Below are 12,398 nucleotides of genomic sequence, written 5' to 3'. Positions count from 1 at the left end.
GCTTTTAGCCGCTAGGCAGTTTCCGAAAGCGGGGTGGCCCGCAGGCGGAGCTGAACGATGACCCTCGTCAGCGGCTGGGGGCGCTTCCCTGTCGTCGATAGCGAAGTGCTGCGGCCGCGCTCGTTCGAGGCCGTGGGCGAAGCCGTGGTCACCGGTTCCGTGGCGCGGGGCAACGGCCGTGCCTATGGCGATGCCGCGATCGGCTCTGCCAGGACCATCGCCATGACCGGGTTCGACCGGGTCAGGTCGTTCGATCCGGCGACCGGATGCATCCGGCTCGAAGCCGGCGTGCTGCTGTCGGACCTCATCGCCACCTTTGGCCCGCGCGGCTTCCTGCCGTTCGTCGTGCCGGGCACGCGCTTCGTCTCGGTCGGTGGCGCAATTGCCGCCGACGTGCACGGCAAGAACCATCATGGCGAGGGCGGTTTTGGCCGCTATGTCGACAGCATCCTGCTGCGCACCGGACAAGGCGAGACCATCGAGATCTCGCGCGAACAGAATTCCGATGCCTTCTTCGCGACTGTCGGCGGTATGGGCCTCACCGGAGTCATCCTCGAAGCCACGATGCGGCTGCGCTCCGTCGAGACCGGCTGGATCCGCGAGCGGGTGATCTCCGCGTCCGATCTCGATGCCGCGATGCGCGCGCTCGAGGCGAGCTGTTCCGCGACCTATTCGGTGGCGTGGATCGATTGCGTGGCGCGCGGGCGCGACCTCGGCCGCTCGCTGATCTATCTCGGTGAGCACGCGCGCATCGATGAGGTCGCCGACGGCGACGATCGATTTCCCGCCGGCAAGAATCCCGGGCTCGCGGTCCCGATCGACCTGCCGTCGATGACGCTCAATCGCTACAGCATTCGCGCCTTCAACGAGCTCTACTACCGCATGGGCGCGCGGCGCGCCGGCGGCGATCATGTGGTCTCGCTCTATCCGTACTTCTTTCCGCTCGACAGCATCAAAGACTGGAACCGCATCTATGGACGGCGCGGCTTCCTCCAGCATCAATGCGTAATTCCGCAAGCCGGCGCACGCGACGTGCTCGGCGACATCCTCGATCGCGTCTCGAAGCGCGGTGATGCGTCGTTCCTCGCGGTGTTGAAGAAGCTCGGCCATGGCGACGGCCTGCTGTCGTTTCCGCTGCCCGGCTACACGCTGGCGCTGGATTTCCCGGTGAAGGGTGACATCCTTAATTTCCTCGACGAGATCGACCGCCTTGTCGTCGCCGCCGGCGGCCGGCTTTATCTCGCCAAGGACGCGCGCCAGTCGCGTGCGACCTTCGAGGCCGGCTATTCCGCGCTGTCGCGCTTCAACGCGATCCGCAAAGCGCTCGATCCCGCCGGCAACATCCGCTCAAAGCTTTCACAACGCCTGTTCGATGAGGTTTAAGCCGTGACGTCACGCAAGTCCGTTCTGGTGCTCGGTGGCTCTTCCGATATCGGCCGCGCTGCGGCGCGCGCCTTTGCCAAGGCGGGATACGATGTCGCTCTTGCCGGCCGCGATGCCGCCGCGCTCGAGCCTGACGCGGCGGACTTGCGCGCGCGCTACGCGATCGAAGCGAGCACGCAAAGGTTCGATGTGCTCGACACCGCCTCGTTCGATGGCTTTGTCGCTGGCCTTCCCGCGTTGCCCGACGTCGTCGTCTCGATCGTCGGCCTTCTGGGCGTGCAGCAAGATGCCGAGAGCGATCTCGCGCAGGCCGCCACGATCATGCGTTCGAACTATGAGGGCCCGTCGCTGATCCTCGGCCTGTTCGCCGAAAAGTTTCTAGGCCGCGGCAACGGCACGATCGTCGGCGTGTCGTCGGTGGCCGGCGATCGCGGCCGCGCCTCGAACTATGTCTACGGCTCGGCGAAGGCCGGATTCACCGCGTTCCTGTCGGGATTGCGCGCCCGCGCCAGCCGCGGCGGCGTGCACGTCGTCACCGTCAAACCCGGTTTCGTCCGCACCAAGATGACGGAAGGCATGAAGCTGATCGGCCCGCTCACCGTCGACGCACCCGTCGTCGGCGATGCGATCCTTGCCGCCGTCGAGAAAAAGACCGACGTCGTCTATGTCAGCGGCAAATGGCGTCTGGTGATGCTGATCATCAAGGCGCTGCCGGAAGCGGTGTTCAAGAAGCTGAAGTTTTAAGAGTCGTGGAGCGCACCGTTTTACCTCTCCCCGTAAGAACGGGGCGAGGGAGCGCACCGCCGCCGCGGCGGAGATTGAGATTAGTCGGTCCCTACGCGCTCTTGCGCTGGAACTGGCCCTGCGGGCGGAAGCGCCAGAGATATTGCGGGGCGATCGCTTCCAGCGAATCGGCCGTGATGCCGAGGCCTTCCAGCGTCAGGCCCGCAGCCTTCGCCGCATCCGACACGACATTGTCGCGCTCGAGCAGCGTCACCTGGTCCGGCGTCAGCTTGAATGCGCCCGGGGCGAATTGCAGGAAGGCGGCCTTGAGGCGGGCAAGGCCGAACGACAGCGGCACCAGCATCGGCTTGCGGTCGGCTATCTCGACGATGGCCTCGATGATCTCGCGCATGGTCAGCACTTCGGGCCCGCCGAGCTCATAGGTCGCGCCCGCCTTGGCCTTGCCGTCGACGGCATCCGCAATTGCGGTGGCGACGTCGCCGACATAGACCGGCTGCATCTTGGTCTCACCGCCGATCAGCGGCAGCACCGGCGACAACCGCGCCAGCGCCGCAAAGCGGTTGGTGAACTGGTCCTCGGGGCCGAACATCACGGAGGGACGGAAGATCGTGGCCGACGGTACGGCCGCGCTCACCGCGGCCTCGCCGGCCGCCTTGGCCTTGGCGTAGCGCGAGGGGGATTCGGCATCGGCGCCAATCGCCGAGACGTGGATCAGCCTTGCGCCGACGGCGGCAGCCGCCTTGGCAACGGTTTCGGCGCCCTTGGCCTGGACGGCGTCGAACGTCTGGGCCCCGCCCTCGGAGAGGATCCCGACCAGGTTGATCACGACATGCGAATCACGCACCGCCGCCTCGACCGAGGCCGGATAGCGCAAGTTCGCCTGAATGGTGTGGACCTGGCCGACCTTGCCGGAGGGCTGAAGGTATCCGGCTAGTTCCGGCCGCCGCACCGCGACCCGGACCCGGTAATCCCGCCGGCATAGCGTGCGGACGACATTCCGGCCCAAAAACCCCGATCCGCCGAAAACTGTGACGAGAGTTTCCAGATTCGATGCCATGGGAGCTATCCTGGGTCCGTTCTTGCGAAGAGTCGCGTGTTATCAGGCTTGTATCGGCCCCGTTTGCAATGCGCAATCCGCATCGCCAAACCCGGGACAAGCATGAATTGACAACGGCGTCACCGAACCGTAGTAACCGCCTCCGTGCCCCAAACGGCATGCCCAGGTGGTGGAATTGGTAGACGCGCTGGCTTCAGGTGCCAGTGGCTTAACGGCCGTGAAGGTTCGAGTCCTTTCCTGGGCACCATTTTGCGGGATTTGGTCCCAATGAGGGGTGCTTCCAATCATTGGAGCTAGCCGGACGGCGATCCTGGGATCGACGCCGCGGAAACCCTCTGGGACCAATCCGCGTCCCCCTCACACCACCCTTTTCCCCGTCCGCTCCGCCACCGATTTCTGCACGAAATACATCGCGACCAGCGTGATGACCGTCGTCGTGACGACGACGTAGCCGATCCGCTCGAAATGCAGCAGCGAACCATCGGGTTGCTGCGAGATGATCGCGGCCGCGAGCACCGAGCCGAGCCCTCCGGAGAGCTGCTGGAGCGAGGCGCTGACCGCGCTGAACGAGCCGCGCTGGGTGGAATCGGGGATCGCCGACATCAGCGCCTGCGACGGGATCATGCGCGAGAAGATGCCGACGAACAGCAGCACGTTGACGGTGATCGCGGTCACCAGCGAGACGTGGCCGAGATGGGTGTAGATCAGCACCATGAGAACGGTCATGGCGCAGCCGAACACGAAGGTCGGGTATTTGCCGAACGCGTCGCTGGCGCGGCCGACCAGCGGCCCCGTGACGATGCTGAACAGGCCGGAGACGAGATAGATCGTCGGCAGATGCACGATGTCGATGCCGATATTGTTGACGGTGAAGGCGCTGGAGAACGGCATCAGCATGTAGCCGCCCGTCGCCAGCAATGTCGTGACGCCGAAGGCCAGCGTGTAGCGCGGCTCGAAGACGGTCGCGACCAGATGGTGAAACGGGTTCTTGTCCTGCTTCAGCTTCAAATGCGCATCGACCGGCTCCATGGCGAAGGCGATGATGGCGATGGTCACGATCGCGAGGCCCACGATCGCGGCGAAACAGACGTGCCAGTTCCAGTGATTGGCGAGAAACAGCCCCGCGGGAATGCCGAGCACCTGGCTCGCGGCAAAGGCGGTCTGGACGAACCCCATCACGCGGCCGCGCAAGTGCAGCGGAAACAAATCGGTGATGATGGCCAGCACGATCGAGCCGATCACGCCGCCGAACAGGCCGGTCACGATCCGGCCGAGCAGCAGCACATGGTAATCTTGCGCGACCGCGCAGAGCGCGGTCCCGAGCGTGAAGCCGACATAGAAGAACAGCAGCAGCCGCTTGCGGTCGAACCGGTCGGCAAAGCCGGCGGCCAAAATGCCCGAAAGTCCCGCGCTGAAAGCATAGGCCGACACCGCGACGCCGAATTGCCCGGCGGTGATGTCGAGCGAGGGCATCAGGATGGCGCCGAGCGGCGACATGATGATGAAATCGAGAATGATCGTGAACTGAGCGAACGCGAGCAGCGCCACGAGGAGTGACTGGTAGCGCGAAAAGCCGCGCTGGCGTTCCTGCTGATCGTCGATCGGCGCGGCGAGCGTCTGGTCTGTCATGGTACCTGAGGCGTGATGGGGGCCGGGCTGAGATAGGGTGGGACGGGTCGATTTCCACCAGGGGAGGGCCCAGGTTTCGCTGGTATATCCAGCGCGCGCCGGATTGTGGGATCCCTGCAACAGGCTGGCGACTCGCCCGCCTCCAGCCGGGGTTAAGCCGCCCTTAGCCAATGCCCCCTAGGCTCGCGGCCGTCCCTTTCCCGCGAAGCCACCAGTCCATGGGCCGGCCGTATCGCGGTCAGTCAGAGCGTTTCGGATGGAGCAGCCCGTCTGGCATTATGATCGGAGTGAGGCGGCGCCGGATTCTGTCCCGGCGCCGGGCCGCACGCTCGTCATCGATCTCGAGGGCGCGCTGCTGCGCTCGGAATTGCTGCTGGAAGCGCTGTTCTCCAGCCCCGCCCGCATGCTGGCCCGTTTCGGCGCGGGCGGACGTGCAGGCATGGCCGCGCTCACGGATATCCTGGCGCGCGCCGAGCTCGACTATGCCCACCTGCCCTACGATTCCGGCGTGCTGAACCAGGCGCTGGCGGCGCGGGCGCGGGGCGCGAAGATTTATCTGGTCACGGGTCGCTTCGCCGGACATGCCGCAGGCATCGCCGCGCATCTCGGTTTTGACGGCGTCGTTACGCCCCTCGATCTCGCCGCGGGCGGCAATCTGCCGTTCGATCGCGCTTCGATCGAACGCATCGATCGCGTCAGCCACGGCCGCGCCAGTCTCAAGACCTGGGCCAAGGCGCTGCGGCTCTATCAATATGCCAAGAACACGCTGCTGTTCGTGCCCGCGATCACCGCGCATCAAATGAATGTTGCGACGCTCGGCATCACACTGCTGGCGTTCCTGGCGTTCTCGGCCTGCGCGTCGGGCGCCTATCTGATGAACGACCTGCTCGATCTCGCCGCCGATCGCCAGCATCCGACCAAGCGCCATCGCGCGCTCGCGGCGGGCGATTTGCCGATCTCGTCCGCGCTATCGGCAATCCCGGTCCTGTGGACCTTTGCCGTCGCCGCCAGCCTCTGCATCTCGCCGCTGTTCCTCGGCGTGCTCGCCGCCTATCTCGCCACCACCATCGCCTATTCGCTCGTGCTCAAGCGCAAGATGCTGGTCGACGTCGTCACGCTCGCCGGCCTCTATTCCTTACGCATCGTCGCAGGCGCGGTCGCGGCCGGCGTCGTGCTGTCGGAATGGCTGATGGTGTTCTCGCTGTTCGTGTTCACCTCGCTCGCGCTGATCAAGCGCTTCAGCGAGCTCAGCATGCGTCAGGGCGAAGGCCTTTCCGATCCCTCCAACCGCGACTACCGTATCAGCGATCTGCACATCATCGCCGCGATGGCGGCGGCGAGCGCCATGAATGCGGTCACCGTGTTTGCACTCTATGTGTCGTCCTCTGCGGTGACGCCGCTCTACAGCCGTCCCTGGATGCTCTGGCTGCTCGCGCCCCTGCTGCTCTACTGGTTCGGCCGGGCCCTGATGATCGCGCATCGCCGCGAGATGCCTGACGATCCCATCATCTATGCGTTCCGGGACGGCGCCAGCCGCACCACCGTGGCGGCGATGGTCTGCATCATGCTGGCGGCGATCTGACACGAGCCTATCTTGCCCGTCTCCGCGCTTGCGCCGCCGGTCCGCAGTGGATACATCGCGGACCATCCGACTGGCCTATGATGACGACGCGACCGATTCGATTGAGGGTTTGAAACGCCATGACCGTACGCCTGCATCGCGGCGACCTGCCTGATCTCTCCCGCTACACCGGCGCGGTGGCTATCGACACCGAGACAATGGGGCTGAATCCGCACCGCGACCGGCTCTGCGTGGTCCAGCTCTCGCCCGGCGACGGCAGCGCCGACGTGGTGCAGATCCCCAAGGGCCACACCGACGCGCCCAACCTGAAGGCCCTGCTCGCCAACCCCGCCAACACGAAAATCTTCCATTTCGCCCGGTTCGACGTCGCGGTGCTGTACCAGACCTTCGGCGTGATGACCGGCCCGATCTACTGCACCAAGATCGCCTCGCGCCTGACCCGCACCTATACCGACCGCCACGGCCTCAAGGACCTCGTGCGCGAGGTGCTCAATGTCGACCTCTCCAAGCAGCAGCAATCCAGCGACTGGGGTTCCGACAGCCTGACCGAGCCGCAGCTCGCCTACGCCGCCTCCGACGTGCTGCATCTGCACGGCTTGCGCGAGCGCCTCGACGCCATGCTGGTCCGGGAGGGCCGCACCGCACTGGCCAAGGCCTGTTTCGATTTCCTGCCGACCCGCGCCCTGCTCGATCTCCAGGGCTGGGCGGAAGAGGACATTTTCGCGCATTCCTGAGTCCTCGACCGCCGGCTAGGCTCGGGGGATCGCCCCGTTTCGGACACTTTCATGCGGCCTGTCGCGGGCTGCATATTGTGGTGGTGCCGGGTACAATGGCGCCCCTGCTAACCGGACCAGGCGAGCGACACCTCGGGAGCTCAGGTGAATTCGGCCCAGAATCCAACCTACGACGCCGCGCTTGCGGCGAAGTTTGCCAGCGCGGCGCGCCATAGCCGCCTGGTGCGGATTCTGCGCATCGCAGTGCCGGCGACGGTGGCCGCATCCATGGCCGCGATCGTCGCCGTCTCGACCTTCCTCAATCCCTACAAGATCCCCATCAAGCTCGACTCCGGAAATCTCGTGGTCACAGGCACCAAGATCACGATGGAATCGCCGCACCTCTCCGGCTTCACGCCGGATCAACGCCCCTACGAGCTCTGGGCCAAGACCGCGACGCAGGACATCACCGACCCCGATCATGTCGACCTCAATGATCTGCGCGCGAAGGTGTTGATGGAGGACAAATCGACCCTGCTGCTCGATGCCCGCACCGGCCGCTTCGACAACAAGCAGCAGCAGCTCGATTTGCACAAGGATATCTTCCTGCGCACCTCGACCGGCTATGAGGCGCGGCTGAACTCGGCTTTCGTCGACATGAACAAGGGCACGGTGTCGTCCGACGATCATGTCGACGTCAAGCTGACCAACGGCACGCTGACCGCCGACCGCCTGCGCATTACGGAAGGCGGTGACGTCATTCGCTTCGAAGGCAATGTCGTGATGCATCTGGACAAGATCAGCACGGATGACGCCGCGCCCGCTCCGGTCGAGCAGCCCGCGCCGCCGCCGGCGCCGGCGAAGTCCAGAAACAAGTCTGCGAACTCAAAGTGATTTTCATGGTCAGCATTTTTCCGCGCAACGACCGCAAGCGTCGCGCCATCGTCGCAGCCGCCGCACTTGCCGGCGGCGCGCTGATGGCGATGGGTGCAGCCGTCGCACAAAGCACGATGCAAGGCGTGCCCAATGCGATGCAGGGCTTTTCGCAGAACCGCGATCAACCGATCCAGATCGAGGCCGCCTCGCTCGAGATGCGCGACAAGAAGAAGGAAGCGACCTTCTCGGGCAATGTGAAGGTGGTGCAGGGCGACACCACCATGACCTCGAAGACGCTGGTGGTGTTTTACGAATCGAGCAGCGACAAGCAGGCCGCGCCGCAGGCAGCGCCGGCCCCATCCGCGTCCGCAAAGGGCCAGAAGGGCGCGCCGATGCAATCGGCGACACCGGGCCCGGGCGGCGCCTCCTCGATCAAGCGGCTGGAAGCGCGCGGCAATGTCGTCGTCACCCAGAAGGACCAGGTGGTGACCGGCGAAACCGCCGTGTTCGACACCAAGACCAACCTCATCACCATGCTCGGCGGCGTGGTGCTGACGCAGTGCCAGAACGTGCTGCGCGGCGACCGCCTCATGGTCGACATGACCACCGGCGTCTCGCGGGTGGAATCCGACAGCGGCAAGGTGCAGGGGCTGTTCGTCCAGACCCAGGGCGGCGCGAACGGCAAATGCGGAACGCCCGTCGCTCCCGGCGCGGGCTCGCCTATGCAGTTGCCCGGCTCAGGAAAGCAAAAGTAAATTCTAAAAGTAACTTCAATGGCTTGGCCCCGATGCAGCCGATCCGAGGTTGAAGCTTGCCCGGTGAGACTGTATTTAGCGCGCAGGGCTTTCGAAGCGGGGTCCGCCGCTTTTCGGGCGTGTTTCACTGGGCATGAGACATCCCTTCACTCATGCTGCGTCGGCGAAGCGAAAAGCCGGGGCGGCAGATCGCGCGAGCACGCGAAAGGCTAGAAGGCGGGGATGGTCGATCTCTTCAGCATGTTCCGTCGGCGCCCCGCCAAGCGCGGCCGGCCAGGATTTGCCCGTCAGGACATCACCGCGCTCGGTGACAGCATCGGCGGCCTGGTGACGAGCCCGGTGCGGGATTCGCCGCCGATGGCCCGTGAGCAGCCCATGCAGGCCACGGACCCCTATGGCGTCGAGGCGCCGCCACGGCCGCGGCCGGCGCCGGCCCAGCCGCCCCAAGCCAGACCCGCGGCAAAGTCCAACGGCACGGGCGGACCGCAGCTGTTGCGGCGGCCGGGCTTCCTGGCTGTGCATAGCGTGGAAAAAGCCTTCGGCAGCCGCCAGGTCGTGCGCGGCGTCAGCATCTATGTCCGCCGCGGCGAAGCGGTCGGCCTGCTTGGTCCGAACGGTGCCGGCAAGACCACGGTGTTCTACATGATCACCGGCCTGATCAAGGCCGATCGCGGCGCGATCGAGCTCGACGGCCACGACGTCACCCAGCTGCCGATGTATCAGCGCGCGCGGCTCGGCATCGGCTATCTGCCGCAGGAAGCCTCGATTTTCCGCGGCCTCACCGTCGAGCAGAACATCCGCGCCGTGCTCGAAGTGGTGGAGCCCTCACGCAAGAAGCGCGAGCAGCAGCTCGACGCCCTGCTCGACGAATTCAACATCACGCGCCTCAGAAAATCGCCGTCGATCGCGCTGTCCGGCGGCGAGCGCCGCCGCGTCGAGATTGCGCGCGCGCTGGCAACGCGTCCGAACTACATGCTGCTCGACGAGCCCTTCGCGGGCATCGATCCGATCGCGGTCGGCGACATTCAGGACCTGGTCCGCCATCTCACCAACCGCGGCATCGGCGTCTTGATCACCGACCACAATGTTCGCGAGACGCTCGGCCTCACCGATCGCGCCTATATCGTCTATGCCGGTGAGATCCTGACGGAGGGGAGCCCGGACGAGATCGTCGCCGATCCCGATGTTCGCCGCCTTTACCTTGGCGAGGAATTCCGCCTGTAGCCCTTTTTTCCAATTCGTCAAGGCGTGTACATCGCGCCGGGACTGAGATAAGCAAGAATCGGACCAATTTTCGGGAACGGTTCTTGTTAGATGGCGCTTTCGCAGAGATTAGAGTTCCGGCAATCGCAGTCGCTGGTCATGACGCCGCAGCTGATGCAGGCGATCAAGCTGCTGCAATTGTCCAATCTCGATCTCACGACCTTCGTGGAGGAGGAGCTCGAGCGCAATCCCCTGCTGGAGCGGGCCAATGACGAGGCCGGCGGTGGCGAGGCCCCGGCCGAGGCCGGCGCGTTCAGTGACCATGATGGCGAAGATTCAGGCAGCCAGGGCGACGGTCAGGGCGACGCTGACGGTTTTGGCGGCAGCGGCGATGCCTTCGAGCCCGGCCAGGAAGAATGGATGAGCAAGGATCTCGGCACCCGCGCCGAGATTGAGCAGACCCTGGACACGGGCCTGGACAATGTCTTCTCCGAGGAGCCGGCCGAGACTGCGGCACGCAATGCCCAGGATGCCGCGCCGACCACCTATACCGAATGGGGCGGCGGTGCCTCCGGTGACGAGGACTACAATCTCGAAGCCTTCGTCGCCGCGGAAACCACGCTCAGTGACCATCTTGCCGAGCAGCTCTCGGTCGCCTTCACCGGCGCGGCGCAGCGCATGATCGGCCAGTATTTGATCGACCTCGTCGATGAGGCCGGTTATCTGCCGCCGGATCTCGGCCAGGCGGCCGAGCGCCTTGGCGCAACGCAACAGGACGTCGAGGACGTTCTTGCCGTGCTGCAAAAATTCGATCCGCCCGGCGTCTGCGCGCGCAATTTGAGCGAATGCCTGGCGATCCAGCTCCGCGAGCTCGACCGCTACGATCCCGCGATGCAGGCCCTGGTCGAGCATCTCGATCTCCTCGCCAAGCGTGACATCGCGAGCCTTCGCAAGCTCTGCGGCGTCGACGACGAGGACATCGCCGACATGATCGGCGAGATCCGCCGGCTCAATCCCAAGCCCGGCATGAAGTTCGGCTCGGCGCGCCTGCAGACCATGGTGCCCGACGTCTATGTCCGCCCGGGTCCGGATGGCGGCTGGCATGTCGAGCTCAACAGTGACACCTTGCCGCGTGTGCTGGTGAACCAGACCTACTATTCCGAGCTGTCGAAGAAGATCGGCAAGGACGGCGACAAATCCTATTTCACCGACGCGCTGCAGAACGCGACCTGGCTGGTGCGCGCCCTGGACCAGCGCGCCCGCACCATCCTGAAGGTCGCGACCGAGATCGTGCGCCAGCAGGACGGCTTCTTCACCCATGGTGTCGCACATTTGCGGCCGCTGAATCTGAAAGCCGTGGCCGACGCCATCCAGATGCATGAATCGACGGTGTCGCGCGTCACCGCCAACAAATACATGGCGACAAATCGCGGCACATTCGAGTTGAAATATTTCTTCACCGCCTCGATCGCCTCGGCCGACGGCGGCGAGGCGCACTCGGCGGAGGCCGTGCGTCACCACATCAAGCAGCTGATCGATTCGGAAGCGCCGTCCGCGATCCTGTCGGATGATACCATCGTGGAACGCTTACGCGCCTCGGGCATTGATATTGCCCGCCGCACGGTCGCGAAGTACCGCGAAGCCATGCGCATTCCGTCCTCGGTGCAACGCCGTCGCGATAAGCAGAGCGCTCTTGGTAACGTCCTTTCCACCGCAATGTCCGACCGCTCCCGCAACCCCGAACCGGCCTGATTGCGCTGGCGCGAAATCGCGCTACTCTCACCTCCCCATCGCGACCGATCCAAGCTGGGCCAATTGAACCAAGCGAGGCATCACATGACTCTTCGGATCTCGGGTAAGAGCGTTAGCGTCGGTGAGGCCCTTCGCGGCCGCGTAACCGACCGGACCGAAGAGGTCCTGCGTAAATATTTCGACGGCAATTATTCCGGCCACATCACGCTCAGCAAGGACGGCTTCGGTTTCCGCACCGACTGTGCGCTGCATCTCGATTCAGGCATTACCCTGGAAGCCGATTCGAACGCGCAGGACGCCTATGCCAGCGCCGACCAGGCGCTGATCATGATCGAGAAGCGGCTCAAGCGCTACAAGAGCCGGCTCAAGGACCGCTCGGCCCGCAAGGCCCATGTTGCCTCCGCAGCGCTCGCCGCCCTCGACGCCACGGCTTACGTGCTGGAGGCGCCGGGCGAGGGGGACGACGAGGACGAGGTCACCGGCTACAGCCCAGTGATCATCGCCGAGGCGACGACGTCGCTGAAGCAGCTTTCGGTCAGCGAAGCGGTCATGGAACTCGACCTCAGCGGGGCACCCTGCCTGGTATTCCAGCATGGCTCCTCGGGCCGGGTGAACATCATCTACCGCCGGGCTGACGGCAATGTCGGCTGGATCGACCCCCCGGGCACCAAATCGAGCGATTAAGGTCCCCCGTATCAACCACA

11 protein-coding genes and 1 tRNA gene are annotated in these 12,398 nt (G+C 64.9%); 10 read left to right on the top strand and 2 right to left on the bottom strand.

The window, feature by feature from the left end; all coding sequences use genetic code 11:
- The first annotated feature begins 57 nt into the window (after window positions 1-57).
- A complete protein-coding gene (locus ACWAT4_RS00650; protein WP_449729590.1) occupies window positions 58-1,383 on the top strand; it encodes an FAD-binding oxidoreductase in 1,326 nt (441 codons plus the stop codon).
- Window positions 1,384-1,386: 3 nt separating this feature from the next.
- Window positions 1,387-2,127, top strand: coding sequence for an SDR family oxidoreductase (locus ACWAT4_RS00645; RefSeq protein WP_449729589.1), 741 nt, complete (start codon window positions 1,387-1,389; stop codon window positions 2,125-2,127).
- Window positions 2,128-2,218: 91 nt separating this feature from the next.
- Here the strand turns inward: ACWAT4_RS00645 and ACWAT4_RS00640 are convergent, their stop codons facing one another.
- Window positions 2,219-3,184: a complex I NDUFA9 subunit family protein gene (locus ACWAT4_RS00640; RefSeq protein ID WP_449729588.1), complete on the bottom strand. Its 966-nt coding sequence runs from the start codon at window positions 3,182-3,184 to the stop codon at window positions 2,219-2,221.
- 160 nt (window positions 3,185-3,344) lie between these two features.
- On the opposite strand from ACWAT4_RS00640, the gene ACWAT4_RS00635 reads away from it, so the two are divergent.
- Window positions 3,345-3,431 (top strand) — tRNA-Leu (locus ACWAT4_RS00635).
- A 110-nt stretch (window positions 3,432-3,541) separates the two neighbouring features.
- On the opposite strand, the gene ACWAT4_RS00630 is transcribed toward ACWAT4_RS00635, so the two are convergent.
- Window positions 3,542-4,813, bottom strand: a complete 1,272-nt coding sequence (locus tag ACWAT4_RS00630) for an MFS transporter (RefSeq protein WP_449729587.1) — start codon at window positions 4,811-4,813, stop codon at window positions 3,542-3,544.
- Window positions 4,814-5,069: 256 nt separating this feature from the next.
- Here ACWAT4_RS00630 and ACWAT4_RS00625 point away from each other — a divergent pair, with 256 nt between their 5' ends.
- From ACWAT4_RS00625 to hpf, 7 genes are all read left to right on the top strand, one after another.
- Window positions 5,070-6,395, top strand: coding sequence for a UbiA family prenyltransferase (locus ACWAT4_RS00625; RefSeq protein ID WP_449729586.1), 1,326 nt, complete (start codon window positions 5,070-5,072; stop codon window positions 6,393-6,395).
- Between the two features lie 119 nt (window positions 6,396-6,514).
- Complete coding sequence (locus ACWAT4_RS00620) at window positions 6,515-7,129, top strand: ribonuclease D (protein WP_212301966.1); 615 nt, start codon at window positions 6,515-6,517, stop codon at window positions 7,127-7,129.
- A gap of 144 nt (window positions 7,130-7,273) precedes the next feature.
- A complete protein-coding gene (lptC, locus tag ACWAT4_RS00615; protein WP_449729585.1) occupies window positions 7,274-8,002 on the top strand; it encodes an LPS export ABC transporter periplasmic protein LptC in 729 nt (242 codons plus the stop codon).
- Between the two features lie 5 nt (window positions 8,003-8,007).
- On the top strand, window positions 8,008-8,739 hold the full coding sequence (locus tag ACWAT4_RS00610; protein WP_212301968.1) for an LptA/OstA family protein: 732 nt from the start codon (window positions 8,008-8,010) through the stop codon (window positions 8,737-8,739).
- Between the two features lie 222 nt (window positions 8,740-8,961).
- The gene (gene lptB, locus ACWAT4_RS00605; protein WP_449729584.1) at window positions 8,962-9,963 is read left to right on the top strand and encodes an LPS export ABC transporter ATP-binding protein; all 1,002 of its coding nucleotides are present in this window, start codon (window positions 8,962-8,964) and stop codon (window positions 9,961-9,963) included.
- Window positions 9,964-10,053: 90 nt separating this feature from the next.
- Window positions 10,054-11,694 carry an RNA polymerase factor sigma-54 gene (rpoN, locus tag ACWAT4_RS00600; RefSeq protein WP_449729583.1) on the top strand — a complete coding sequence of 547 codons (1,641 nt, stop codon included), beginning with the start codon at window positions 10,054-10,056 and terminating at the stop codon, window positions 11,692-11,694.
- A gap of 84 nt (window positions 11,695-11,778) precedes the next feature.
- Window positions 11,779-12,378, top strand: a complete 600-nt coding sequence (hpf, locus tag ACWAT4_RS00595) for a ribosome hibernation-promoting factor, HPF/YfiA family (protein WP_212301971.1) — start codon at window positions 11,779-11,781, stop codon at window positions 12,376-12,378.
- The last annotated feature ends 20 nt before the right edge of the window (window positions 12,379-12,398 follow it).

Source organism: Bradyrhizobium sp. T-1, from assembly GCF_053592855.1.
The sequence above is the reverse complement of the archived record's forward strand: the minus strand, read 5'-3'. Positions and strand labels throughout refer to the sequence as shown.